Here is a 25,881-nt window from a genome sequence, read left to right on the forward strand (position 1 = left end):
ATACGCCTTTACGATCTTATGTTTAAATTCAAAACTATATTTTGCCATTAAAAAAGACCCCCAGAAGTTAGATTTTAGGTCTAACTTCTGGGGGTCGGCGCACGATTAGTCGCACCCGTTACGCTTTTTTAATTAAACTCTATATAAATCAATTAAACTGCCTGTATAAGCGTCCGCTATAAATTCGTACTGTACTAAAATACTTTCTTCTAGTCTTGAAATTCCACCATAATAAACATCAGTAGAGTAAGCAAATTTTTTCCAAGGTACTTTTGTCAGTTCAATCCACGATCCATCAATAGGACCTTCTTCACGAAACTGATCTTTAATGGCTTCAAGAATCGTGTCGGCATGGATAGCCTGTTTTTTTGAAACTTTAGGATAAAGGAAAAATCCTAGCAAAAAGGTAACCATAAATCCTAATGCGCCTAATAAGTAGGTTGCTTGCTTTTGGTTTAATTTATTCTCCATTGTCTAGCCTCCAGATTATAGTAGCTTATATAAGGTCTTAAGTTATTTTAACATATATATTATATAAGCGTAATAAGAATATATAGGAAAGAGACTTAAAAAAATGAGGGATTTTGTGTATAATTGAAAAGATTGCACATCCAAAAAGATCAGATGACCGAATTAAGAAAGAATAAAGTTATATTTAGTACCGGATAGGATTATAAGTTCGATATAGAAAAAAATAACGGATCAGGAGGCGTCGGGTAAGATACCGACATATCATTATGGATAATCAAACATTTGAACGGATAAAGAAAGTTACGGAATTACAAGGAACAAGTGGATTTGAACATGCTGTTAGACAATATATGAGAGAAGAAATGACTCCGCTAGTTGATAAAGTAGAAGTAGATGGTCTTGGAGGGATATTTGGAATCAAAGAGTCCGCTCAGGAAAAAGCTCCAAAATTGATGGTAGCTGCTCATATGGATGAAGTGGGATTCATGATTGCTTCTATTACCGAAAAAGGCTTATTTAAAGTCGTTCCTTTAGGAGGCTGGAATCCTTATGTGGTTTCTGCTCAACGATTTACCTTGCAAACAAGTAAAGGAGACTACCCAGTAGTATCTTCTTCCGTTCCACCGCATTTGCTTAAAGGCAAAAGCTCAGGAGCTGTTAGTGTGGAAGATATACTTTTTGATGCAGGATTTGATTCAAAAGAAGAAGCGCTTGCCTATGGTGTTAGACCTGGGGATGCTGTTGTGCCTCAAGTTGAAACTATCAAAATGGCGAATGGAAAAACAATTCTTGGAAAAGCTTGGGATAACCGTTATGGCGTTGCAGTCGTATTAGACGCTTTAAAAGCAGTGGAAAACGAACCGTTACCAAATACACTGATTGCTGGAGCGAATGTTCAAGAAGAAGTTGGTTTAAGAGGGACAAAAGGTGCTGTAACAAAATTTGATCCAGATGTCTTTATTGCAGTAGATTGTTCTCCTGCAAATGATATTACTGGTGGTCCAGATGCTTTTGGAAAACTAGGAGAAGGTTTTCTGATGAGAATTCAAGACCCTGGTATGATTCTTTCAAAGGAAATGCGTGATTTCTTACTCGATACAGCTGAAACGAACAACATTCCATATCAGTACTTTATCTCTAAAGGCGGTACTGACGCGGGAGCGGCTCATCAGATGAATCATGGAATACCGAGTGCGGTTATTGGTGTTTGTGCACGATATATTCATACGCATCAGACTTTATTTAATATCACTGACTTTGAAGCAGCAAAAGAAATGGTTATTCAGATTATGCGTACGCTGGACCAGTCAACTTTAGATACATTAAGAGTACGTTAATATAAAAACAGAGTTAAAGAGGAGTAAAATATGTTCATTACGAGTTATAATAATAAAGGTCTAAATGACGTTTTGATGGTTCAATTGTCAAAATGCGCTATAGATAATCAAAAGGCTGAACGTAAAGGAAATGTCACGAAAATCGTTTCAATAGATCAAGGAGAAACCGTTGGTTTTAATTTCTTTGAATTATCGGAGTTATTTAGTATAGACACGAACGGACCAGTTACATTATCAAATGAGCAAGTATCTGTTCTTAACAAACAAATCAAACAAAACGGTTGGGAAGATGAACTAGTTGCAGATATTTCACCAAAATTTGTAGTGGGTTATGTGAAAGAGTGTGTACCTATGGAAGACTCTGATCACTTAAATATCACACAAACTGAAGTCGATAATGGAGAAGTTGTTCAAATCGTATGTGGAGCATCAAACATCGAACAAGGTCAGAAAGTTGTCGTAGCAAAACCAGGGGCTATTATGCCAGACGGACTAGTAATATGGCCTGGAGAACTAAGAGGAACTAAAAGTAGTGGTATGATTTGTTCAGCAAAAGAGTTAGGGTTAGAGCAAACAAGTAAAGGTATTTTAGTACTGGAAGATACGGAAGAAACTGGACGTACCTTTGAGCTAACTAAATAGTTTATTCAAGTTCAGACAATTCGTGCAAACAGAGAGGAGGAAGTGTAGTGGTAGAATATGATGGACCGAGTTTTTTCAAACATGTCAAAAATCAATCGACGCTCAAATCGACTAAACGATTAAAAGCAAATCTTGAACAAAAGCAGCCGAAAAAACTGGACTCCAAAGAAAATCTGTTCAGTGAAGAGCATAAGCACTCGCTTCCGAATCAGATTCAAAGGAGAGGCGAAGTCGAAAAAGGGTTCCAGCAATATCTTGAAGAAAAGAAAACTACTGGTTCACCTAATCGTTCAAAACACTATATCGAACCGCCTTTTGAAGTGAGTAAAGTACCTTCGCCAATATATGGATTTAAAAAACCGGTCGAAAAAGAACGAGACAATTGGAATTATAGTCTGTTAAAAGAAACCTTGAAAAAAGCTTCGAATGAATTCTTACTTTTTGAAGAATTTGAGACAACTGAGCTGATAGCCGATTGGAATGCCAAAGAGCAGTTAAACCAATCTAAAGCTACCGTACAAGAATCACCTAAAATGAATGATAAAGCTAATGAAGATAGACTGCAATCTTCTAAAAAGGAAAACAAACAAGATGAAAAGAAAAGAATGAGATTACACCGATCATTAATGAATATTATTCAGGAAGAACAGCTAGGCGCCAATAAATCAAAAAGAGAGATACCAGGATTTTTTTCAGACAAAAATGAATGAAGTCTCATTTGATTAGAATGTTTGATACTAGATTTTTTCAGCGATTTGCATTATAGTATAAAATCGTTATGTCTTATCTTTAATTATATTAAGACAAAGACTATATAGTCGATTATATAGTAGAAATTTGGAGGACTTTTTAATGGATCAAACGATGATTTATCATTTTGTCGGAATAAAAGGATCAGGTATGAGTGCATTAGCGTTGATTCTTCATGACAAAGGATACACAGTTCAAGGATCAGACGTTAATAAATATTTTTTTACACAAGAAAATTTAGAAATAGCACAAATTCCTATTCATGTTTTTGATGCGAATAATATAAAAGAAAATATGGTCGTTATTGCAGGGAATGCTTTTCCTGATACGCATGAAGAAATTGTGAAAGCAAACGAAATGGGATTGAAAGTAGAACGATATCATGATTTTCTTGGTGAGTTCAGCAATCAGTTCACAAGTGTTGCAATAACAGGATCCCATGGGAAAACGAGTACGACAGGATTGCTGGCGCATGTATTAAGTGGTATTGAGAAAACAAGTTATCTTATCGGTGACGGTACAGGTAGCGGAGTAGAAGATGCAGAATACTTTGTTCTTGAAGCATGTGAGTACCGTAGACACTTCCTAGCATACAAAACAGATTATGCATTGATTACAAATATTGATTATGATCACCCAGATTACTATACAAGTGTAGAAGATGTTGAGAATGCTTTTACGAACTTTGCGTCGCAAATCAAAAAAGCTGTCTTTGCATGTGGAGATGATGAGCGTCTACAGAATTTACAAGCATCTGTTCCGGTAGTCTTTTATGGTTTCCAAGACCATAATGATTTCCAAGCAAAGAATATCGTTAGAACGACTGAAGGATCCTCTTTTGATGTATATGTGCGAGGAGACTTTTATGGTCAATTCTCGATTCCTTCTTATGGAAATCACAATATCCAAAATGCTTTAGGCGTTATTGCTTTTTGTCACTACGAAGGAGTAGATCAGGAAAAAGTTGCTGAAAGGCTCAAAACATTTTCTGGTGTTAAAAGAAGATTTACTGAAAAACAAGTGATGGATACAGTGATTATTGACGATTACGCACATCATCCTGCTGAGATAAAAGCTACACTAGATGCGGCGCGTCAAAAATATCCAGACAAAGAAATTGTAGCTGTTTTTCAGCCGCATACTTTTACTAGAACGGTCGCTTTGCTCAGTGATTTCGGGCAATCTCTGGATTTAGCTGATTATGTTTATTTATGCGAGATATTTACTTCTGCTCGCGAGCAATCAGGTGAGATTACCATTCAAGATCTACTCAAGAAGACAGAAAAAGGCATAGCAGTTGTTAGCGAAGAGGATATGTCTCCGCTACTTAAACACAGAGGTTCTGTGTTTGTGTTTATGGGTGCAGGCGATGTAGAGAAATTCGAACACGCTTTTGAAACCTTACTCAGTCAATCTAAAGCGCAGTATTAAATTAAGATTTCAATGATCGTATTAAGATAAAGACTATCCTTTTATTGGGGTAGTCTTTTTGTTTTGAATGATTCAGTATAAGAAACGTAAGTGTTTGAGTACGTTCTCTTTTTTGTGGACGCTATTTTTGTTAAAATACAGTAACGAGAGTCTTAAATGAACTGAGAAAATAGAGGAGTCGAGACGAATGCCTGAACAGAAAAAATTACTTTTGATTGATGGATACAGTATAGCTTTTCGTGCGTTCTACGGGTTACACAGTCAATTAGAACGAATGAAAAATAGAAATGGATTACACACGAATGCCCTTTACGGTATTCATAATATGCTTGAAGTCGTTGTAAACAAAGAACAACCGACGCACGCTCTTGTAGCGTTTGATGCGGGGAAAACGACTTTCCGTCATGAGTTTTTTGAAGAATATAAAGGCGGGCGTTCAAAAATGCCGGCTGAATTTGCCGAGCAGATTCCCTTTATCAAGGATTTGTTATCGGGCTTTGGGCTGCAGTCTTATCAATTAGTCAATTTCGAAGCCGATGATATTATTGGAACACTTTCTACTCAAGCAGAAGCAGACGGCTTTGAAGTCGTCATTCTAACGGGGGACCGAGATCTGACTCAACTAGCTTCTGATAAAGTGAGAATCGATATCACTAAAAAAGGTGTTAGTGACATTAAAGAATATACCGCTGACTCGATCATGGAAGAAATGGGCATTACACCGAATCAGATTATTGATATGAAAGGTCTCGCAGGGGATGCTTCTGATAATATTCCTGGAGTCTCAAATATTGGAGAAAAGACAGCTTTAAAACTTTTAAAAGAATACAGCACAGTTGAAGGTCTGTACGAAAATATTGATGAAATGAAGAAATCTAAACGAAAAGAAAATTTGATCAATGAAAAAGAAACAGCACTATTAAGTAAAAAGTTAGCAACTATCGACATTCAAGCGCCTATTGAAATTTCTGTAGAGGAATTAAAGTACAGTGGAATGGACATGGAAAAACTCATTTCTTTCTACAAAGAAATGGATTTTCAATCACACTTGAACAAATTGGATACTTCTGAGTATATGGAACAATTAGCAGAAGATGTAGAAGATATTGACTACGAATATGCCAAATCAATCACATCAGATATGTTCAAACCAGATATGGCGTTATATATCGAAATGCTTGAAGACAATTACCATCAATCGGAAATTGTCTCAGTAGGCTGGGGTAATGATCAAAAGATATATGTTGTGGAACCTGCGGTCGCTTTCGAATCTCCAGAATTTAAAAAATGGGTAGAATCAGAAGATGTCCCTAAAACACTTTATGATACCAAAAGAACCTATGTGGCACTAAATAGAAAAGACATTAACCTTAAAGGTACCGAGTTTGATATTTTGCTGGCTTCTTACTTATTGACAGCGGAAGACAGTAGTAGTGGAGACGTAGCAGATGTAGCGAGCAAGCATCATTATAATGGACTGTCTCCAGACGAAGTGGTTTACGGAAAAGGAAAGAAAAAGAAAGTTCCTGAAAACCTTGAATTGATGAGAGACCATATCGCGCATAAGATTAATGCTGTCTTCAAATTATCCCACCAGATGAATGAGGAACTGGTCAAAAATGAACAAGAAAATCTTCTCAAAGAGATGGAAATCCCTCTAGCAATCGTACTAGCTGAAATGGAGATTCGAGGAATCACTGTAGATGCTCAAAGACTAGAAAAAATGAAAGCTGAATTTGCTGAAACCTTAAACACTATTGAACAAAGAATTTACAAAGAAGCCGGAGAAGAATTCAATATTAATTCTCCAAAACAACTTGGTGTTATTTTGTTCGATAAGATGGGTTATCCTGTTATCAAGAAAACAAAAACTGGCTATTCTACAGCTCAAGATGTACTTGAAAAACTTCAAGATCAAGCCCCTATTGTAGAATTTATTTTACAATATAGACAAATTGCCAAAATTCAGTCTACTTATATTGAAGGCTTGCTCAGAGTGATTCAACCAGAAACAGGGAAAATCCATACTCGTTATCTTCAGACAGTTGCGAGGACTGGGCGCTTGAGCTCAGTGGATCCTAACCTTCAAAATATACCCGTTAGACTAGAAGAAGGGCGAAAAATCAGACAAGCTTTCATACCCCGAAAAGAAGGCTGGAAAATCTTTGCATCCGATTATTCTCAAATCGAATTAAGAGTACTCGCACATATTTCTGACGACGAACATCTGAAACAAGCTTTTATCGAAGAACAAGATATTCATACGAGTACGGCGATGCGAGTATTTGATCTTAAAGACCCAAGCGAGGTAACTGCAAATATGAGAAGGGATGCTAAAGCCGTCAACTTTGGAATTGTTTATGGAATTAGTGATTATGGTCTTTCTCAAAGTTTGAATATCACTCGAAAAGAAGCTCAAGAATACATTGATACGTACTTTAGTCGATTCCCTGGTGTGAAGACATTTATTGATGATGTTATTCGCGAAGCAAAAGACAAGGGGTTCGTTGAAACCTTGTTCCATAGAAGAAGATATTTACCAGATATCAATTCTCGAAACTTCAATTTAAGATCATTTGCTGAAAGGACAGCTATGAATACGCCAATCCAAGGTAGTGCTGCAGATATCTTGAAAGTAGCTATGATTAATATGGCGGAAAAAGTAAAAGAAAAAGGCCTTGAAGCTACGATGCTTTTACAAGTTCACGATGAGGTCATTTTCGAAGCTCCAGAAGAAGAGATACCGGTTTTAGAAGAACTAGTCAAAGAAGTTATGGAAAGTGCAGTAGAACTATCTGTACCGCTCAAAGTTGAAAGCAGCTGGGGTAAGAGCTGGTATGAAGCTAAATAATATAACAAAACAGCTAAGAAGCGAGTTTACTCTCGCTTCTTTAACTGTTTTTATAGGAGAATGAAAGGAAGAATCATGTGCCTGAATTACCAGAAGTAGAAAGTGTCCGGACAGGACTAGAAAAGCTGATCAAAGGATTGAAAATCAAACAAGTAACTGTTTTATGGGATAGAATCATTGCGGAACCGAGTGATATTCGCCTATTCAAAGAAAAAATTAAAAATCAACGTATTGAATCAATAGGAAGAAGAGGGAAATTTTTATTATTTTTTTTAACAGATTACGTAATGATTTCGCATTTGAGAATGGAAGGGAAATACCGAATAGAATCAAATGATGTCCCAATCTCAAAACACACCCATGTGATCTTTGAACTAGAAGATGGAAGGGAGCTCAGATACCTTGATGTTAGGAAATTTGGTAGGATATCATTGATTCCAAGAGACACTGAGCTTGCTCACGCATCGATTGCCAAACTAGGACCAGAACCAGTAAGAGAAACTTTGGTGTTAGAAACATTTAAAAATCAATTGCTTAAAAGGAAAAAAACAATCAAAGCAACACTTTTAGATCAAACGGTCATTGCAGGTATTGGGAATATCTATGCAGATGAAATTTTATTTGAAGCAAAAATTCACCCAGCACGTATGGCGAACACGTTAATTGAAAGAGAACTTATTACTCTTTACGAAGCTATTTTACTCGTTATGGGTAAGGCAGTAAAAGCGGGTGGGACAACCATACGAACTTATCAGAACGCTTTCGGAGAAACAGGATCATATCAGTCATTCTTGAATGTATATGGAAAAAAAGGGCAATCTTGCCCACGTTGTGGAACAACTATTGAAAAAACGAAAGTAGCGCAAAGAGGAACGCATTACTGCCCAAATTGCCAGTCAGAAAGTCAGTTGATTCGTTAATAATAGAATAGAGTAGAGAAGGAGGTTGATCATGACTTATGTATTAGGTTTGACAGGAGGTATTGCATCTGGCAAGTCGACTGTTAGTCGTTATTTCTTAAAACATAACATTCCTGTGGTAGATGCTGACGTCGGGGCTAGAATTGTTATTGAACCAGGAACTGAAGCATTAGAAAAAGTACAGAATCTATTTGGTGAGGAGATTCTACTGGAAAATGGTGAATTGAATCGAAAAAAACTAGGAGAACTCATTTTTAGCGATCCCTTAAAGAGAAAACAGTTAAATGACTGTCTGTCTTACTATATTAGAGAATGGATTCTTTCAGAGAAAGATCGATTGATCACTTCTGGACATGAACTGATTGTACTAGATATTCCATTATTATTTGAAGCTGGCTACAAAAAAGATGTTGATGAGATTATGGTTGTAGCTGTTGATAAAGAAACGCAACTAGCACGATTGATGAAACGAAACAAACTGAGTCAAGCTGAGGCGCTTCAAAGAATTGAGTCTCAGATGGAATTATCGGAAAAAGTAGACCAATCAGATTATGTTATCTATAACAATGGAACGCTAGAAAATACAATGAGTCAAGTCGATGAATGGCTTATAAGTAAAGGGTATTACAGCACTTAAAGCTATGGTATACTGAATATAACTGAAAGTACCGTTAGATTATAAGAAAAGGACTGATTCCTATGCAATGTCCTCGCTGTCAGCATAATGGAAGTAGAGTAGTCGATAGTAGACCAGCTGATGAAAATAAAGCCACTCGTAGACGAAGAGAATGCGAAAGTTGTGGATTCAGATTTACGACCTTTGAGCGATTAGAGCAGTCACCAATACTCGTTGTGAAGAAAGATAAAACTCGTGAAGAATTTAGTCGAGAAAAACTTTTAAGAGGTCTGAGACGAGCGTTTGAGAAAAGACCCGTTACAGCCGAAGATCAAGAAAAAATTGTAACTCGAGTAGAGTATAAGATCAGAGACCGTGGAGATAGCGAAATCGAATCTACTAAGATTGGTGAGTACATTATGCAAGAACTCGCTGATGTGGATGATGTTGCTTATATAAGGTTTGCAAGTGTATACAGACAATTCAAAGATATAGAGGTTTTTATGAAAGAAATGCAGGAACTAGCAAAGAAAAGAAAGAATGACAAATAAATGAAAGGAGAGAGTGCACAATGAATTACCCATGGCAGCAAGTCAACCCAAAAGATTTTTTCACATTACGTCAAGCTGTACCTCTCTCTGATCAAGATGTACGTATTTTGACGACAATCTACCAACCACTTATTGGAAATGCAGCATTCACATTGTATATGAATTTAAAAGAATCCATCAGAAGTGGTAGTGGTTGGACAGGAGCTAGACCTTTATCTGAGCTGATGACGCTTCTTGATATCGGGATACCAGAATTATATCAAGCCCGCATTCGACTCGAAGGTTTAGGGCTGTTGAGTGTTTACAAAAGTAAAAAGGACTCAGATCAGTTTCTTTTTGAAATCAAACCGCCCCTTTCTGCCGAACGATTTTTTAATGATCATCTGATGCGTCTGATCTTATTTGAAAAAGTTGGAGAAAGAATGTTCAACGAAATTAGACAGCAGTTCTCTATTGAAAAACCTAAAGCAGAAGAGTATCAAGAAATTACAAAGTCTTTCTTAGATGTCTACTATTTTGACATTCAAAAACATAATCAATTGTCAGTAATAGAGTTTGATGACAATGAGTTCTCGTCTTCGACGCATTCACCGGTTCAAATGATGAGTGAACAAAGTGACTTCGATTGGATATTTTTTGTGGAAGGATTGAATCATCATTTTATCAATAAAAAATCACTTACAAAAGAAATCAGAGAATTAATTATCTCTCTCTATGAAGTTTATGGTGTCAACGAACTGGATATGCAAAAATATGTTCTGGAAGCTACAGACATAGAAACTTCAAATATCGACCAAGAGAAACTACCACAAATTGTTCAAAGAGATTTCCATAAAAAGCAGGCTAGACAAGTTCAGATACAAGATAAAATAAAGGGTTCAATTCAAGAAGAACAATCTGTTAAAAGTGGGCGCAAAACACAACTGAAACAAAAAGGATTTAACAATCAGGAAATCGAAATCATTCTTCATGCTCAGGAAGTAAAACCAATTGAATATTTGAAATCTATCAAGAATCAAAAAGGTGGATTTGTTTCCAGCAATGAAACGTGGGTCATTAAAGAACTTGTGGAACAATCTTCTCTTTCGACAAGTGTAATCAATATATTGATCAACTATGTATTGATCGGGAAAAACGCACCTGTGCTGGAAAAAAGTCTTGCACTGAAAGTCGCAAATGACTGGGCGCAAAACGATATAAACTCACCAGAAGATGCTCTACAGAAAGTAAAACAACTATATGCTGAGTCAAAAAGCGATAGACAAAGCAAACAAAGATCCGGTTCAAATCGTTCAAATTCTCAAAAGTATGTTAGGAAAGAAACTTTACCAGATTGGGCAACAGAAGAGAACGTTGGAGAAGAAATCGATGCTAAAAAGCAAGAAGAATTCAGACAAAGACTTGAGCGGATCAGAAATAGAAGTAAAGGTGGTGACAGTTAATGGAAAGTATTCGTAACCAGTTGGAAAATATGATGAATTCAACTAAAATGAACGAGAGATTTAGAGAAATCATGAAAAATGAAGTGTTTAAAGATCCCGATGTTCGACGGTTTATTGCTGAAAACAGGACGATACTCGATAACGAAGCGATTGAAAAAAGTGCGTCTAAGTTGTATGAATTTGTTGTCGAAAAGAAGAAAGCCGCCGCTCAAAGTGGACAGCTTATGCCGGGATATAAACCAAGCCTTTCGATCAACAATAAAAGAGTAGATGTAACCTATGAGCCATCTTCTGATTTGATTAATCGTCAGAAACAAGAAGCGATCAATAAACGGATTCATTCAATGTATATGTCAAAAGACATTAAACATTTCAATATTGATCAGTTTGATAGTACGCCGGGAAGAAATAAAGCGGTAGAGGAAGCGTATGATTTTATTGATCAGTATCTTGAGAATCCTGATACCTTCCAGCAAGGGCTATACCTTTATGGGAAATTCGGAGTCGGAAAAACTTTTCTACTTGGAGCGATAGCTCACGAGTTATCGAAACAAGGTCATCCCTCAACACTCGTTCATTTCCCAACATTTGCTGTCGAAATGAAGAATTCGATTGGTCAAAATACAACTGAAGAAAAGCTTTCTGCCTTGAAAAATGCGAAAATATTAATGATCGACGATATTGGGGCAGATTCTATGTCGAGTTGGATTAGAGATGATATCCTGGGAGTCGTTTTGCAGCATAGAATGCAGGAACAACTTCCAACATTCTTCTCTTCTAATTTTGATATGGCCCATTTGGAACAAGAGCATCTTCGAGTGACACAAAGAGGCGAAAATGAGCCGTTAAAAGCTAAACGGATTATGGAACGAGTAAAGTTTCTTTCCAAAGAAGTAGAAATGACAGGCGATAACAGGAGACATGCTTAACAAGAAAACTGTTGAAAGCTAAAGTCAAGCGTGGTATTCTACTATTATTCTAATAATAAAACTTAGAGAAAGATAAATTTGATAAGAACTTGTTTTAAAGAGAGGAAGACATTAGCTGAAAGTCTTCTAAAACAATTTATCATCTACCCCTTTCGAGTGCTGCTTTGAACTGAGTAAGAGCAGACGTGTCTCTGCGTTAAAGAGCTAATGAAGACAGAAAGTCAACTTTCTGTAAAACTGGGTGGAACCACGTAATCCATTACGTCCCAATGAATGAGATCGATCTCATTCATTGGGACTTTTTTTGTACAATAAGTAAAGAGAATAAAAAGCAGGAGGAATTTATATGTCAGAAATCGCAGTTAAATTACCAGATGGTTCCGTAAAAAATGTGGAATCAGGATCATCACCGAAAATGGTTGCAGGCAGTATTGCTAAATCATTGGAGAAAAAAGGCTTAGCCGGTAAGTGGAATGGCCAGCATGTTGATTTTGATCAACCTCTTTATGAAGACGGGGAACTTGAAATTATTACACCAGATCACGAAGATGCTTTAGGGATCCTTCGTCATTCTACTGCCCACTTAATGGCTCAAGCAATCAAGCGATTATTCCCAGATGTTAAGTTCGGGGTAGGACCAGCGATTGAAACAGGGTTTTATTATGATACAGATTCAGAAACACCTATCACAGAAGAAGATTTAGAATCCATTGAAAAAGAAATGATGGCAATTGTTAAAGAGAACCTGCCATTTGTACGGAAAGAAATTTCTAGAGAAGCGGCACTTGAATTATTTGCAGCAGATCCTTACAAAGTAGAACTCATTACAAATTTACCAGAAGATGAGACAATATCTGTTTATGAACAAGGTGAATTTGTCGATCTATGTAGAGGTGTACATGTGCCTTCGACTGGTCGGATTCAAGTATTCAAATTACTCTCTCTAGCAGGAGCTTACTGGAGAGGAAACTCAGATAATAAAATGATGCAGCGTGTTTACGGTACGGCTTTCTTCGATAAAAAAGCTTTAAAAGAATTTATCAAGATGCGTGAAGAAGCTAAACAACGCGATCACCGTAAATTAGGTAAAGAACTAGATATCTTTATGTTATCACCTGAAGTTGGATCAGGACTGCCATTCTGGTTACCAAAAGGTGCAACAATCCGCCGAGTGATTGAAAGATACATCACAGACAAAGAGATTAGCATGGGTTACCAGCACGTATATACTCCAATCATGGCAAATGTAGATTTTTACAAAACGTCTGGACACTGGGATCACTATCATGAAGATATGTTTCCACCAATGGACATGGGTGATGGAGAAATGCTTGTATTGCGTCCGATGAACTGTCCGCATCATATGATGGTGTTCAAAAATGACGTAAGAAGTTACCGAGATTTACCAATCCGTATCGCAGAATTAGGCCAAATGCACCGTTATGAGAAAAGTGGCGCTTTATCTGGATTACAACGCGTTCGTGAAATGACTTTGAATGATGCTCACGTATTTGTAAGACCAGATCAAATTAAAGAAGAATTCCGCCGAGTTGTGGAGTTGATGCTAGCCGTATTCGAAGATTTCGATATTAAAGACTATCGCTTCCGATTAAGTTATCGTGATCCGAAAAACACAGAGAAATACTTTGATGATGATGAAATGTGGGAAAAAGCACAGTCTATGTTGAAAGATACTTTGGATGAAATGGGGATGGATTACTTCGAAGCCATTGGTGAAGCAGCCTTTTACGGTCCAAAGCTAGATGTACAAGTTAAGACAGCGATGGGAATCGAAGAAACATTATCAACGGTTCAATTAGACTTCTTGCTACCTGAAAGGTTCGACCTGACTTATGTTGGTGAAGATGGTAATGACAACCATAGACCAGTTGTTATTCACCGTGGTATTGTATCAACAATGGAACGATTTGTAGCTTATCTGATTGAAAGATACAAAGGAGCTTTCCCTACATGGTTAGCACCGGTACAGGCTAAAATCATTCCAGTTAACTTGGATATTCATGCTGACTACGCTAATCAGTTAAATGAAGAACTGAAAGCGAAGGGACTACGAATTGAAATTGATAACCGCAATGAAAAAATGGGATACAAGATTCGCCATGCACAAACACTTAAAATCCCTTATCAAATCGTAGTGGGTGACAGTGAAGTAGAAAACCAGACAGTAAGTGTTCGTAAATATGGTGAAAAAGAAACGATCACCTATTCTAAAGATGAGTTCATTTCAAACATTGTAGCTGAATCTAATAAATGATTTAATATTCAAATAGAGTTGACAGGTGAATAAGTATCTGTTATGATATAAGAGTTGAGAAAACAAAGCAGAAGCGCCCGCTTCTCGCCTTTTGGATTTAAATCCATGGGCAGATATCGAACGTATATAACTCAAAATAGTTACGACTATTTTGAAGTCAGATGAGTATATCTTGTCTGATTGCGGAGATAGAGACGGGGCTTTGAAAAAGGTCACGTCTCTTTTTCTGTCTCTGTTTTTTTCGCAAATACTTTGGAGGTGAACCACCATAGCAAAAGACATGATTGTCAATGATCGTATTCGTGCTAGAGAAGTACGTTTGATCGGCAAAGACGGTGAACAGATCGGGGTAGTCCAACGCAATGAAGCAATGCGCTTAGCTGAAGATGCCAATCTAGATTTAGTTCTAGTGTCACCTAACGCTAAGCCACCTGTTGCTCGTGTAATGGATTATGGGAAGCATCGCTACGAAATGCAAAAGAAAGAACGTGAAGCAAGAAAGAATCAAAAAATCGTTAACGTTAAAGAGATTCGTTTGAGTCCAACTATCGATGATCACGATTTTGATACAAAATTGCGTAATGCACGTAAGTTCTTGGAAAAAGGCGATAAAGTGAAAGTATCTATTCGATTCCGTGGACGTGCGATTACTCACAAAGAAATTGGACGTGAAGTACTAGAACGTATGGCGGAAGCAGCGTCTGACATTTCACAAGTCGAATCGAAAGCTAAAATGGATGGTCGTAGCATGTTCTTGATGCTGGCACCGAAATCTGAGAAATAAGATAAGTGTAGGAGGAAATCAACAATGCCTAAGCAAAAGACACATAAAGGTTCAGCAAAACGTTTCAAGAGAACGGGTTCTGGTAAACTTAAACGTAGCCACGCAAAACGTAGCCACATGTTTGCAAACAAATCTCAAAAACAAAAACGTCACTTGCGTAAATCTACAATGGTTTCACACAGTGATTACAAACGTATCAGACAACAACTTGCTAAAATGAAATAATAAATGTACGAGCACTCGTTTGATCGAGAGTGCAACCAAGGAGGAAATCAACAATGGCACGAGTTAAAGGTGGAGTAGTCTCCCGCAAGCGCCGTAATCGCGTTTTAAAGCTAGCTAAAGGGTATTACGGAGCGAAGCATCGCTTGTTTAAAGTTGCAAAACAACAAGTAATGAAATCTTACCAATATGCATACAGAGACCGTAAACAAAACAAACGTAACTTCCGTAGATTATGGATTGCACGTATTAACGCTGCAGCACGTATGAACGGCCTAAGCTACTCTAAATTGATGCACGGACTTAAACTTGCAGAAATCGACATGAACCGTAAAATGTTAGCTGAACTTGCAGTAAGTGATGCAGCAGCATTTACAACTTTGGCTGACCAAGCTAAAGATGCTTTAAGCAAATAATATATTAAAACTCGCTTATATAAGCGGGTTTTTTTTTTATACATTTTTTATAGACGCTACTTAAAGTATTTGATGAATAGTATACGATTTTGAATAGACAAATTAAGAAAAAACATAGAGAACAGGTTAAGTAAATACGCATTATTTATACGAATTCAAGATAATTTATTTGCCAAGTATGACGAAAAAGAGTCGATGTAGCCTCATTCAATTTAAATGAGAGATTTCAACATATAAATTGTATAAAAATAAGATATAATTTGTAAATACATGATATAATAAACTAAATGACAAGGATCCCAGTTTGCCCAAATTGGAGTATGATCTCTTGAAAAAGCTAATGTGGAACTCAATAATGCATGGTGGCAATTGTTATTGAATGATCCTATACATAAGTTGCAATCCCTTATATAGAAATGGAAGGTATGAGGCAATGAAAAGATCTAAAAAGCGAATAGCGGTCATTGGAACAGGCATAACAGGGCTCACGACAGCATTCAGATTGAAAAAAACAATAGAAAAATACAGCCTTCCTTTCGAGTTACTTGTATTGGAAAGTTCCATCCGTTCGGGTGGTAAAATCCACACTATGAAGATGGGGGAAGATTACGTAGATTTAGGCGCTGAATCGATTGATGTAGGATCCGGTGAAGCAATGGACTTGATACATGAAATCGGCTTAACTGAACAAATCAGGTATAGCCAGAATGGAAAACAGGATATTTATGCATTCAATAAGTTGTATCATATAGATAGCCCTACTTACAAGGGGATACCGGCTAAGCGATCTGAGATCTGGAAATATGATTTACTCTCATTTCAGGGAAAAGTATCCTATTTAAAAGATACCTATCTTCCATCCTCGGAAATAACAGAATATACAAGTGTAATCGATTATTTAAATGAAAGAATCGGAACAGAGCTTACAGAATATGTAGCAGAACCGTACTATTCTGAAATCTATATGAATCATATGGAGTCCACTGGTATAGACGTGATCGATAGTACCCTTCTAAAATTAGAAAGTGAGCATGGGAATCTGACGAATGCTCTTGAAGCAAATCCTGATATACTCGATTCTAATAGAAAACAGATTTCTTTTGAGAACGGTTTAGAAACATTAACGAATAGGTTAATGAAGTCACTTAAAGATCATGTTGTTTTTTCAAAGAAAGTCACAGAGATTAAAAAGAGTATTGAAGGTACTTATATACTGGATATTAATAAAAAAGAACAAGTCAGAGTTGGAGCGGTTGTAGTCGCAACCGACCCTGGTAGCTACAAAGAGATTTTTACAGATATAGAATTCAAGGAACAATTCAAAGAGATCAAAACAAACTCAATTGGTTTTGCAATGTTCAGTTTTCCAAAAGGTGCTTTAAAGATCGAACCTGAAGGAAATGGCATACTATGTTCTAGAAGAAATGATTCTCATATCTCAAGCGTAGTTTGGTTAAATAAAAAATGGGAAAGCTTGAGAAATAGAGATGAAGAGTTATTAGGCATTTATTTTGGTCACGGGAATGAAGAAATTATGCTATCTCTAAGTAACAAACAGATTGAAGAATTGCTACTTAAAGACTTAGAAAAAATGCTTGGCATAGATGTGCCGCCAATTTATCATGTTCTTAAAAGATGGAAAAACTCTTTCCCTAAACAATCTTTTAATGGGAAAAATGCTGGAAGTAAAATAATTGACTCCATTCAAACGGCTTATCCTGGAATTTATCTTGCAGGGAATGGCGTCAAAGGATTTGGCATCAATAGCTGTATAAAGCAGGGTAACGAAGTCAGTGAGCACATTATTGCACATTTAAAAAAACAAAATAGTTTGTAATAAAGTCCTTTAATCTAATTAGAGGCTAAAAAACAACTAATTAAGCTCATTAGAGTGGATTTAGTTGTTTTTTTATTTTCATCTGGAGTATTCTAGAATAAAATAGAAAGGAAGGCTGAATATGCAAGTCACAGTTTTAGGATACTATGGAGGATATCCTACGAAGGACGTAGGAACGAGTGCTTATCTGGTACAATCGGAGGGTTTTAATCTATTACTCGATGCTGGGAGTGCATCTCTATTAGCGCTGGAGCATCACATTGACCCCCTAGAATTGGATGCCGTTTTACTGTCTCATTATCATCATGATCATATTGCCGATTTAGGTGTCCTTCAGTTCACTAGACAACTCAAAAGAACAGATAATGATGATCGTGCACCACTATTGTCTATTTATGGGCACAGTGAAGATAAGCAAGCTTTTGAGAAAACAACCCTTGAAGAAGTGAGTCAAGGAATTGACTATACAAAAGAAAGCCAGACATCGATCGGGCCATTTGATGTTACGCACCTAAAAACGCTGCATCCAGTTCCATGTTATGCTTTTAGAATCGTTGAGAGAGTTACAGGAAAAACAATGGTGTATACAGCCGATTCTGGTTATATCAAAGAGTTCATTCCTTTTGCAGAGAATGCAGATTTGCTCATAACGGATACAAATCTTTTCAAAGGAATGGAAAGGCACTTAGTTCATATGACTTCTAAAGAGTGCGGATATATCGCCCATAAAGCAAATGTTCAGACAATGGTACTCAGTCACCTTCCGCAAACTGGAGACTTAAAGCAATTACAAAAAGAAGCTGCAGAAGAAGCACCTAAAACTAAAACGTTACTGGCTGAGAAAAATCTGGAGATTATCATTTAAAGGAGACCAATTATGTATTATGTTAAGAACGAACGAAATGGACAAGAGATAGTAGACGCTCGAATCAATTTAGCGATTGAGTATTATCTATTAAATGAAATAGAACTAGATGAACCAATTCTGTTGTTTTACATTAATGATAATGCCATTATAGTAGGCAAGAACCAGAATACATTTGAAGAAGTTAATACGGACTACGTCAATCAACATGATGTAACAGTGGTCAGGAGATTTTCAGGTGGTGGCGCTGTGTACCACGATTTAGGTGTACTATGCTTTTGTTTTATAACAAAAGACGATGGAGATTCTTTCAGAGACTTTAAAAAGTTTACTTCACCTGTTATTGATGCGCTACATAAAATGGGCGTAGAAGGTGCTGAACTGAAGGGTCGTAACGATCTGGTCATTGATGAGAAAAAATTCTCAGGAAATGCGATGTACTCTAAAAATGGTAGATTAACTGCGCATGGTACACTAATGTTTGATTCGGAAATAGAAGCGGTAGTAGGTGCTTTGAAACCTAAGAAGCATAAACTGGAATCGAAAGGGATTAAATCGATTAGAAGCCGTGTAACCAACATTAAACCTTATTTAAACGATGATTATCAGTACATGAATGCAAAAAACTTTAGAGAAAAGTTATTGCTAAATATATTTGATGTCTCAGAAGTATCCGAAGTGAAAGAATACAAACTAACTGAATCGGACTGGGAAAAAATAGATAAATTTGCAGAAACCTATACAGCGAACTGGGACTGGAATTATGGCAAATCCCCTAAATTTGATTTGGAGCGTAGCGAGAGATTATCTGTTGGAACGGTGGAAGTGAAACTGAACGTGAACAGAGGGATAATCCAAGATATTAAAATTTTCGGAGATTTCTTTGGCTTAGGTGAAATTTCAGACGTAGAGAATAAGTTCATTGGTAAGACTTATGAAGAAAAAGCTATTCGTGAAGCTTTTGAAGATGTAGATATAAATAAATACTTTGGAAAAGTAGAAATTGATGAATTAGTCAATTTATTTTATTAAGTAAATGTAGAAAATAGTCTTGATAATGTCCAAATAAGGACATCATTAAGACTATTTTTGTATATCTATCATTAAGCCGTTTAACGACTTAAAAACTTCGTGTGAAAAAAATCAATGTGACAGAACGTTTTCTTATTTGTAATGATTATAATTTAGTATCGTTTTAGTACTTTTGTTGATAAATACCTTTAAACCCCTTATTGATGGTGTTTTAACTCATAAACCTACATGTGTTGATCGAATAAAAAGCAATATTTGACAAAAAAATGACGAAAGGGGTTTACAAGAGTTCACAATTGATATATAGTTATAAATGTAGTCAACAAGCAAACAAATATACTATAAAAAACAGAGATTTGAAGGGAGCAATACATAATGGTCACATTATTTACATCACCAAGTTGCGCATCATGTAGAAAAGCGAAGGCATGGTTAGAAGAATTTGGCATCCCTTATGAAGAAAGAAATATTGCCTCAACGCCTATTACAATTAATGAAATAAAATCTATTATGCGTATGACAGAAGAAGGAACTGAAGAAATTATTTCAACGCGTTCCAAAGCATTTCAACAGTTAAACATTGATATTGATGATCTTTCTTTACAAGAACTTTTCACATTGATTCAAGAAACACCAAGCTTACTACGTAGACCAATCGTTTTGGATGAAAAACGTATGCAAATCGGGTACAATGAAGACGAAATTCGTCAGTTTATCCCTAGAGAAGTAAGAGCTTTAGAATTACAAAAAGCTCAGCGACTAGTTGCACTTTCAAATAGTTGAGTAGAATACTAAAAATATTTAGATCTTATCAAAGATTCGACACTGTCTGGTACGGTCGAATCTTTTTTATTTTCTTTAAATCATTGACTTGTATTCGTTTCACTCATTTTGTATAATAGCTAAAGCGCAGTAAATCTGCGTGAAGAGGTTACAGGTCTTCAATTTATCTAACAAAACCTCTATGATATAGATAAAAAGTATTGTCGGCAATAAATAATAGGCAGTACTCAAAAAAGCTTAATGCCTGACACTGATTGAAGGAAAGAGGTGCTACAAATATGGAAATCGAACATATTAACGAAGATACGATTCGTGTAAAGATTGAGAATACGGATCTTGAAGAAAGAGGCATCACTTTTCTTGATTTATTGGGTAACCAGAAACAGATTGAGAATTTCTTCTATAGTATTTTAGAAGAAGTTGATATTGATGAAGAATTTCAAGAATCTGACGCTGTTACTTTTCAGGTCATGCCTAACAATAATGGTTTGGAATTGTTTATCAGCAAAGGTGCACAATATAGAGAAGATATGGAAGATGATTTTGAGGGCGACTCAATCATGGATCCGGTCAAAATGCTAAATGAATCGCTATCTCAGAATAAGAAAGAAGATGGAGTAGAAGAATACATGAACGCTCAGGATACCAAGACCATGGAAGCTGTATTCGTATTTCATAACTTTGAACAGATGATCATGATGGCCCAAGAATATTATTTAGAAAGTGGCTTGTCAAACCTTTATAAATTCAAAGATCAGTATTACTTGCATATTGTATTTTTCATTGAAGAGATGACGTTAAGAACAACAGATGAAGAGATTGCTCATGCACTAGAATTTGGTGAGAGAAGTCGAATATCGGCAGATGTCTTAGATGAATATGCTGACAAAATCATGGATACAAACGCATTAGAACTGATCAGACACTATTTTAAATAATTTTTTAACCACGAGATGTTGAGTCTCGTGGTTTTTTTAATGACTTTTTTTCTGTTTCATCAGTATTTAATATAGAAGCAGAAAGGATGATAGTATGCTCATAGCGATGAATGAAATGCATAGAACAATTTTTGCTTTTGAAGAAGACGCGCATAATCTGAAAAAGCTATATTGTCCAACATGTAAACAAAGCGTTTTTTTGAAAAAAGGTACATTCAAAGTTCCGCATTTTTCTCACTATAAAAAAGAAGCTTGCGAGAGCTTCTCAGAAGGAGAAACGATGGAACACCTCAATGGAAAGCTGCAGTTGTATACAATATTAAAAAATAACAAACTGAACGTGGAACTCGAAGTGTATCTACCAAACTTAAAGCAGAGACCTGATATCCTCTTAAACATAGAACAGCAAAAAATTGCAATAGAATTTCAATGTAGTCAAATACCGATTCAAAGGATGCTGGAGAGAACAAAGAACTATCTGAAACATGGATATCAGCCATATTGGATTCTTGGAGATCGTTTTTTTACAAACACACAGATGACTCAATTGAAACGAACTTTTATTCGATTTAATCCAAAATGCGGACTTTACTTGTTACGTTATAAAACCGAAGAGAATTGTTTGGAGATTGTACATAGCTTTAAAAAAAGGATGAGTCGAATCTGGAATATAGAAAAGACGACCATCTCAGATCGAAACTTAGAACGAATCCTTCAAGATGATTTTTCGTTTACTGAAAGAATTTCTAAAAAACGTACAGAAAATATCTCATTATATAATACACATTTAAATCTACAGAAACAAATGGCCTATTCAAATCCTAGGATTAGAAATTTCGCAAGTTTATTGTATAGTGAGTCGGAAAGCCTTATGAGTATACCAATTGAAGTCTATTATCCGCTGGCTAATCAATGGATTGTATTAACTGAACCAATTGAATGGAAGTATCGACTATTAATTTGGATTGAAAAACATGAAAAATCTCAAATTATAACTGAAAAACGTCTTTTTAATTATATCGAAGAGTTATGCAAACAAAAAAAACTTGTATTATCAGAGATGCCACTTTTACAAAAAGATGACTTTTATCAGATCTTTACAGGCTATATGAAGATACTTGTAAAAATGAAAATATTACGCGAAGTAAGAGCAAGAAAATGGGTTATTTTAAATCCTGCAAAGCGCTTTAACAGCGAAAATGAAAAAAGACTGGCATTGAATTCTTAAATAGACAGATAATAAAATTTGTATATTCTCTTAAAAATCAAATTATGTTATCATTATTTCATAGTTATATATTAGGAGGGGAATTATGTCAAAGACGAACAGTTTACCGAACCGCGAAGAAGTTTCTGAAGAGTTAACATGGGATTTAACCGTTATATTTAAATCAGATGAAGAATGGGAAGATAAGATCAAAGATACTGAAAAAAAAGTGAAGGAAATCTCTAATTTACAAGGAACGTTAAGTGATGGTGCAAAGTCATTTCTTGATGCACTTGTATCTATGTTAGATGTATTCCAGTCCTTTGGTTCAGTTTACGTATACGCTCATTTGAAAAATGATCAGGATACTTCAAACGGAACGTATCAGGCTATGAATGACAGAGCAAGATTGTTAGCAACTAAAGCTGGGGAAGCAACATCTTGGTTTGAGCCAGAGTTATTGACACTTAAAGAAGAAACATTAAATAGCTATTTTGAAGAAGAACAGGAATTAAAACAATACAAGCATTATATTGATCAGTTAACAGCTAATCGTGAGCATGTACTTTCTGCTGATATGGAAGCTTTGTTAGCTGGAGCAAGCGACATCCTGTCTGCTTCAAGCCAGACATTTAGTGTATTGAACAATGCAGACTTAACGTTCCCAAAAGTGAAAGATGAACATGGAGAAGAAGTCCAATTATCACACGGCATGTATGGGGAACTTCTTGAAAGTACGAATCGTGAAGTTAGAGCAGAGGCATTCAAGAAAATGTACGAAGTGTATGAAGGACTGAAAAATACATTTGCTAGTACACTCTCTGCTAACGTCAAAAACCATAATTATCAAGCTAATGTTCATAAATTTGAGTCTGCTAGACATAGAGCATTATCGGGGAACCATATACCTGAATCTGTTCATGAAACGCTTATTGATGTTGTAAATGAACATTTACCTTTATTACACAGATATATGGACTTACGTAAAAAATTGTTAAATGTGGACGAACTTCATATGTACGATCTTTACACACCAATCACAGGTGAAGCTAGTCTTAAATATAGCTATGAAGAAGCTAAACAAGAAACCTTTAAAGGTCTTGCACCTTTAGGCGAAGAGTACCGTAATGTATTAAATCAAGCTTTCGATAATCGTTGGATAGATGTAGTCGAAAACAAAGGAAAACGTAGTGGAGCTTATTCTTCAGGAGACTATGATACAAATCCATATATTCTCTTGAACTGGCATGATTCATTGAATCACTTATATACATTGGTTCACGAATTAGGTCATAGTGCACATAGTTACTTTACAAGAGAAACACAGCCTTATGTATATGGAGATTACTCAATCTTTTTAGCAGAAATCGCTTCAACTACGAATGAGAACATTCTTACGGACCATCTGCTAAAAACGACGACAGATCCTAAAGCACGTGCATATGTATTGAATCATTATCTGGATGGCTTTAAAGGAACTGTTTTCCGCCAAACACAATTTGCAGAATTCGAGCACTTTATGCATGAAGAAGCAGCGAAAGGGATACCTTTAACAGCAGATTACTTGAGCGAAAGTTATGCGGAAATCAATAGTAAGTATTACGGAGAGTCTGTAGAAAAAGATCATGAGATTCAGTTTGAGTGGGCAAGGATTCCACATTTCTACTATAATTATTATGTCTATCAATATTCAACTGGTTTCTGCGCTGCTACAGCATTGGCTGATAAGATTCTAGCTAAAGAAGAAGGTGCACTTGAGCACTATCTGGCATATCTGAAATCTGGGAGCAGTGATTTTCCGATTGAAGTTATGAAAAAAGCTGGAGTGGATATGACGAACAAAGAATACATCGAAAAAGCGATGAAAGTATTTGAAGAAAGATTGAATGAACTGGAGTCTGTATTAGAAGAATTGAATCTTTAAAAAGCAAAACATACTAAGATAAAACTTTGATTAATAGTGTTTCGTAAGATCAGACAAGTAGAAAAGCCGTCAAATCAAGGGATAGATATCCCAGGTTTGGCGGCTTTCTTCTATTTGGCTAGTTTTGTCCCAGCCTCTATTTTTATACCATTTGAAATTTATATTTATTTTTTAAATCCGGAAGTTCAGCAGTAAGCGTACTATCAGAACAGATTCCATGTAATAAGCTGCTCGTGATAGTTGTTTCAATTCGGTATCCGCACTCTGCATCTGAACCATTAAATAAAACGCAAGCTGGAGTGTCGTTAACAGCCATTTCTTCAGCAAGCTTTTGATCTTTGGTGAAAGCTGCTTTTGCAAGATCGGATTCTAAATCTTCTTCGAACATATCGATGTCTAATTTAGCTGATTCTGCGCAATCCAACATCATTGATTTAGTAAGAAATCCATTGGAATTCAAGATGTTTTCTTGAAGATTCATAAGGAATATTCTCGCTTTCTTTTTACCTTGCATAGAAGCAGCAGCAAAAGCTAGACTTGCGTTAAAAGAATCAGTATATAAACGATTGCGATTCTCTACAGAAGTGCTGTTGTACTTCTCATCTAATAATTGCTTTTTAACTGATTTAAAGTTCAATAGTGGAACGAATCGTATTTTGACTTTTTCGTCTCTTTCTTTGGAGAATGTTTCGATAACTTCTTCAGCCTCGTAACTTTTCACTCCTAGAGGATTAACAAACAAAAAAATTTCAATAACATTATTTAAACTCATACTCTACTCACCTAACGATTATTTATTTTTGAATCTAATGCTAATTTTAGTAATAAAACAATTATGTCGGTTTAATGTTAACTTCTGGTAAATGTTGTTAACGTCCTTTACGTATATTAGATTAACAAAGACTCTTATATTTTGATAATTATCTGCACACAATTTGTCATAAAAAAACTTTTGCTGTGACAATTTCGACACAATTGTTTAAATATCAGATTTATCATAAGGGACTTTTTTGTCGATTCTGTACGGCTCGTGAAATTTTATTAGGGGTTTCACGCTCGGGAATATTGTATTGAGTTAGGAGATTTTTAATAAACTGCTTGCCCTCTGTAGATGTCGTACTTTCTATTTCAAGTTCGTAATCGATTTGGTCACCGTACCAACTTTTATCAAGAACCATCAAACAAGAGTGTACCTTTTTCTCTAACCGTTGTGTGCGAAGTTGTGCAATGATATGTAAAGGTGTCGTTGAATCAATACCATAGAAAGCAAGTAGTTCTGCTATTTGGCCAGTAGGGTAAATCACGGTCTTCTCAACCAATGCACTAGCTTGCTCAATTGTTAAGGATTCATTTGTTTCGAGTAAATGTCCTTCATGAGGGGACTTGAGTGTCATCTCAGCAACATCATCTTTGATGCGAATTCTTAAAGCCAACTGATTTTCTTTCAGGACCATTTCTTTGGAATCAAAATAGATATTTTCTTGGGTAAACGATTCGGCTTTGTTTATTTCAAAGGCATTGATTAGTTTCTCGTATTCTAACTCAGTCAATAAGTTTTTATATTCGATTTCAACATTCTGGCTCATTATTATCCCCATTTCATCGTCTGTGGTACGGATTTATACCTGAATATGGTACAATAGATAAGAGAAGAATGA

24 protein-coding genes and 1 other annotated feature are annotated in these 25,881 nt (G+C 36.0%); of the genes, 21 read left to right on the plus strand and 3 right to left on the minus strand.

Annotated features, from left to right (window positions below):
- Nucleotides 1-132 precede the first annotated feature (132 nt).
- Complete coding sequence (locus ACFP65_RS06105) at nucleotides 133-471, minus strand: hypothetical protein (RefSeq protein ID WP_225744386.1); 339 nt, start codon at nucleotides 469-471, stop codon at nucleotides 133-135.
- Between the two features lie 266 nt (nucleotides 472-737).
- On the opposite strand from ACFP65_RS06105, the gene pepA reads away from it, so the two are divergent.
- The 21 genes from pepA (at nucleotide 738) to pepF (ending at nucleotide 24,223) form a co-directional block, all read left to right on the plus strand.
- Entirely contained in the window at nucleotides 738-1,808 is a 1,071-nt protein-coding gene (pepA, locus tag ACFP65_RS06110) for a glutamyl aminopeptidase (protein ID WP_379916890.1), read from the plus strand.
- A gap of 30 nt (nucleotides 1,809-1,838) precedes the next feature.
- The gene (ytpR, locus tag ACFP65_RS06115) at nucleotides 1,839-2,450 is read left to right on the plus strand and encodes a YtpR family tRNA-binding protein (RefSeq protein WP_379916892.1); all 612 of its coding nucleotides are present in this window, start codon (nucleotides 1,839-1,841) and stop codon (nucleotides 2,448-2,450) included.
- A 47-nt stretch (nucleotides 2,451-2,497) separates the two neighbouring features.
- Nucleotides 2,498-3,160 carry a hypothetical protein gene (locus ACFP65_RS06120; protein WP_379916894.1) on the plus strand — a complete coding sequence of 221 codons (663 nt, stop codon included), beginning with the start codon at nucleotides 2,498-2,500 and terminating at the stop codon, nucleotides 3,158-3,160.
- A gap of 142 nt (nucleotides 3,161-3,302) precedes the next feature.
- Nucleotides 3,303-4,631: a UDP-N-acetylmuramate--L-alanine ligase gene (murC, locus tag ACFP65_RS06125; protein ID WP_379916896.1), complete on the plus strand. Its 1,329-nt coding sequence runs from the start codon at nucleotides 3,303-3,305 to the stop codon at nucleotides 4,629-4,631.
- A 187-nt stretch (nucleotides 4,632-4,818) separates the two neighbouring features.
- A complete protein-coding gene (gene polA / locus ACFP65_RS06130; protein ID WP_379916898.1) occupies nucleotides 4,819-7,482 on the plus strand; it encodes a DNA polymerase I in 2,664 nt (887 codons plus the stop codon).
- Between the two features lie 77 nt (nucleotides 7,483-7,559).
- Complete coding sequence (mutM, locus tag ACFP65_RS06135) at nucleotides 7,560-8,402, plus strand: DNA-formamidopyrimidine glycosylase (RefSeq protein ID WP_379916900.1); 843 nt, start codon at nucleotides 7,560-7,562, stop codon at nucleotides 8,400-8,402.
- A 31-nt stretch (nucleotides 8,403-8,433) separates the two neighbouring features.
- A complete protein-coding gene (gene coaE / locus ACFP65_RS06140; protein WP_379916902.1) occupies nucleotides 8,434-9,039 on the plus strand; it encodes a dephospho-CoA kinase in 606 nt (201 codons plus the stop codon).
- A gap of 62 nt (nucleotides 9,040-9,101) precedes the next feature.
- A complete protein-coding gene (gene nrdR, locus ACFP65_RS06145) occupies nucleotides 9,102-9,569 on the plus strand; it encodes a transcriptional regulator NrdR (protein WP_379916904.1) in 468 nt (155 codons plus the stop codon).
- A 20-nt stretch (nucleotides 9,570-9,589) separates the two neighbouring features.
- Complete coding sequence (locus ACFP65_RS06150; RefSeq protein WP_379916906.1) at nucleotides 9,590-11,011, plus strand: replication initiation and membrane attachment family protein; 1,422 nt, start codon at nucleotides 9,590-9,592, stop codon at nucleotides 11,009-11,011.
- Complete coding sequence (gene dnaI, locus ACFP65_RS06155; protein WP_379916908.1) at nucleotides 11,011-11,940, plus strand: primosomal protein DnaI; 930 nt, start codon at nucleotides 11,011-11,013, stop codon at nucleotides 11,938-11,940. Before ACFP65_RS06150 ends, dnaI begins: the two co-directional genes overlap by 1 nt.
- 54 nt (nucleotides 11,941-11,994) lie before the next feature.
- Nucleotides 11,995-12,212 (plus strand) — a binding site (T-box leader).
- Between the two features lie 74 nt (nucleotides 12,213-12,286).
- The gene (gene thrS / locus ACFP65_RS06160) at nucleotides 12,287-14,215 is read left to right on the plus strand and encodes a threonine--tRNA ligase (RefSeq protein ID WP_379916910.1); all 1,929 of its coding nucleotides are present in this window, start codon (nucleotides 12,287-12,289) and stop codon (nucleotides 14,213-14,215) included.
- Nucleotides 14,216-14,495: 280 nt separating this feature from the next.
- Complete coding sequence (gene infC / locus ACFP65_RS06165; RefSeq protein ID WP_327758126.1) at nucleotides 14,496-14,999, plus strand: translation initiation factor IF-3; 504 nt, start codon at nucleotides 14,496-14,498, stop codon at nucleotides 14,997-14,999.
- A 24-nt stretch (nucleotides 15,000-15,023) separates the two neighbouring features.
- On the plus strand, nucleotides 15,024-15,224 hold the full coding sequence (gene rpmI / locus ACFP65_RS06170) for a 50S ribosomal protein L35 (RefSeq protein WP_225744373.1): 201 nt from the start codon (nucleotides 15,024-15,026) through the stop codon (nucleotides 15,222-15,224).
- A gap of 53 nt (nucleotides 15,225-15,277) precedes the next feature.
- Nucleotides 15,278-15,637 (plus strand): 50S ribosomal protein L20, encoded by a 360-nt coding sequence (rplT, locus tag ACFP65_RS06175; protein WP_327758128.1) that lies wholly within the window; start codon nucleotides 15,278-15,280, stop codon nucleotides 15,635-15,637.
- Nucleotides 15,638-16,070: 433 nt separating this feature from the next.
- Nucleotides 16,071-17,474 carry a protoporphyrinogen oxidase gene (gene hemG, locus ACFP65_RS06180; RefSeq protein ID WP_379916913.1) on the plus strand — a complete coding sequence of 468 codons (1,404 nt, stop codon included), beginning with the start codon at nucleotides 16,071-16,073 and terminating at the stop codon, nucleotides 17,472-17,474.
- A 121-nt stretch (nucleotides 17,475-17,595) separates the two neighbouring features.
- On the plus strand, nucleotides 17,596-18,339 hold the full coding sequence (locus ACFP65_RS06185; RefSeq protein WP_379916915.1) for an MBL fold metallo-hydrolase: 744 nt from the start codon (nucleotides 17,596-17,598) through the stop codon (nucleotides 18,337-18,339).
- Between the two features lie 12 nt (nucleotides 18,340-18,351).
- Entirely contained in the window at nucleotides 18,352-19,371 is a 1,020-nt protein-coding gene (locus tag ACFP65_RS06190) for a lipoate--protein ligase (RefSeq protein WP_379916917.1), read from the plus strand.
- Nucleotides 19,372-19,746: 375 nt separating this feature from the next.
- Nucleotides 19,747-20,154, plus strand: a complete 408-nt coding sequence (spxA, locus tag ACFP65_RS06195) for a transcriptional regulator SpxA (protein ID WP_379916919.1) — start codon at nucleotides 19,747-19,749, stop codon at nucleotides 20,152-20,154.
- 278 nt (nucleotides 20,155-20,432) lie between these two features.
- Complete coding sequence (locus ACFP65_RS06200; protein WP_379916921.1) at nucleotides 20,433-21,092, plus strand: adaptor protein MecA; 660 nt, start codon at nucleotides 20,433-20,435, stop codon at nucleotides 21,090-21,092.
- A gap of 94 nt (nucleotides 21,093-21,186) precedes the next feature.
- The gene (locus ACFP65_RS06205) at nucleotides 21,187-22,320 is read left to right on the plus strand and encodes a competence protein CoiA (protein WP_379916923.1); all 1,134 of its coding nucleotides are present in this window, start codon (nucleotides 21,187-21,189) and stop codon (nucleotides 22,318-22,320) included.
- A gap of 85 nt (nucleotides 22,321-22,405) precedes the next feature.
- A complete protein-coding gene (pepF, locus tag ACFP65_RS06210; protein WP_379916925.1) occupies nucleotides 22,406-24,223 on the plus strand; it encodes an oligoendopeptidase F in 1,818 nt (605 codons plus the stop codon).
- A 142-nt stretch (nucleotides 24,224-24,365) separates the two neighbouring features.
- Here pepF and ACFP65_RS06215 read toward each other — a convergent pair whose 3' ends face one another.
- On the minus strand, nucleotides 24,366-24,995 hold the full coding sequence (locus ACFP65_RS06215; protein WP_379916927.1) for a DsbA family protein: 630 nt from the start codon (nucleotides 24,993-24,995) through the stop codon (nucleotides 24,366-24,368).
- A 223-nt stretch (nucleotides 24,996-25,218) separates the two neighbouring features.
- Complete coding sequence (locus tag ACFP65_RS06220) at nucleotides 25,219-25,809, minus strand: CYTH domain-containing protein (RefSeq protein ID WP_379916929.1); 591 nt, start codon at nucleotides 25,807-25,809, stop codon at nucleotides 25,219-25,221.
- Between the last annotated feature and the right edge of the window lie 72 nt (nucleotides 25,810-25,881).

Origin of the sequence: Marinilactibacillus sp. GCM10026970, from assembly GCF_042660675.1 — a bacterium.
In the GTDB taxonomy this organism is placed as follows: Bacteria; Bacillota; Bacilli; order Lactobacillales; family Carnobacteriaceae_A; genus Marinilactibacillus.

Bases quoted from the DNA above. Each gene is read 5' to 3' on its own strand.
- ytpR (WP_379916892.1), top strand. From the start codon at position 1,839: ATGTTCATTACGAGTTATAATAATAAAGGTCTAAATGACGTTTTGATG.
- ACFP65_RS06220 (WP_379916929.1), bottom strand. From the start codon at position 25,809: ATGAGCCAGAATGTTGAAATCGAATATAAAAACTTATTGACTGAGTTA.
- ACFP65_RS06215 (WP_379916927.1), bottom strand. From the start codon at position 24,995: ATGAGTTTAAATAATGTTATTGAAATTTTTTTGTTTGTTAATCCTCTA.
- ACFP65_RS06190 (WP_379916917.1), top strand. From the start codon at position 18,352: ATGTATTATGTTAAGAACGAACGAAATGGACAAGAGATAGTAGACGCT.
- ACFP65_RS06205 (WP_379916923.1), top strand. From the start codon at position 21,187: ATGCTCATAGCGATGAATGAAATGCATAGAACAATTTTTGCTTTTGAA.
- dnaI (WP_379916908.1), top strand. From the start codon at position 11,011: ATGGAAAGTATTCGTAACCAGTTGGAAAATATGATGAATTCAACTAAA.
- murC (WP_379916896.1), top strand. From the start codon at position 3,303: ATGGATCAAACGATGATTTATCATTTTGTCGGAATAAAAGGATCAGGT.
- ACFP65_RS06185 (WP_379916915.1), top strand. From the start codon at position 17,596: ATGCAAGTCACAGTTTTAGGATACTATGGAGGATATCCTACGAAGGAC.
- polA (WP_379916898.1), top strand. From the start codon at position 4,819: ATGCCTGAACAGAAAAAATTACTTTTGATTGATGGATACAGTATAGCT.
- spxA (WP_379916919.1), top strand. From the start codon at position 19,747: ATGGTCACATTATTTACATCACCAAGTTGCGCATCATGTAGAAAAGCG.
- pepF (WP_379916925.1), top strand. From the start codon at position 22,406: ATGTCAAAGACGAACAGTTTACCGAACCGCGAAGAAGTTTCTGAAGAG.
- ACFP65_RS06150 (WP_379916906.1), top strand. From the start codon at position 9,590: ATGAATTACCCATGGCAGCAAGTCAACCCAAAAGATTTTTTCACATTA.
- nrdR (WP_379916904.1), top strand. From the start codon at position 9,102: ATGCAATGTCCTCGCTGTCAGCATAATGGAAGTAGAGTAGTCGATAGT.
- pepA (WP_379916890.1), top strand. From the start codon at position 738: ATGGATAATCAAACATTTGAACGGATAAAGAAAGTTACGGAATTACAA.
- infC (WP_327758126.1), top strand. From the start codon at position 14,496: ATGATTGTCAATGATCGTATTCGTGCTAGAGAAGTACGTTTGATCGGC.
- rpmI (WP_225744373.1), top strand. From the start codon at position 15,024: ATGCCTAAGCAAAAGACACATAAAGGTTCAGCAAAACGTTTCAAGAGA.
- hemG (WP_379916913.1), top strand. From the start codon at position 16,071: ATGAAAAGATCTAAAAAGCGAATAGCGGTCATTGGAACAGGCATAACA.
- thrS (WP_379916910.1), top strand. From the start codon at position 12,287: ATGTCAGAAATCGCAGTTAAATTACCAGATGGTTCCGTAAAAAATGTG.
- ACFP65_RS06105 (WP_225744386.1), bottom strand. From the start codon at position 471: ATGGAGAATAAATTAAACCAAAAGCAAGCAACCTACTTATTAGGCGCA.
- rplT (WP_327758128.1), top strand. From the start codon at position 15,278: ATGGCACGAGTTAAAGGTGGAGTAGTCTCCCGCAAGCGCCGTAATCGC.
- coaE (WP_379916902.1), top strand. From the start codon at position 8,434: ATGACTTATGTATTAGGTTTGACAGGAGGTATTGCATCTGGCAAGTCG.
- ACFP65_RS06200 (WP_379916921.1), top strand. From the start codon at position 20,433: ATGGAAATCGAACATATTAACGAAGATACGATTCGTGTAAAGATTGAG.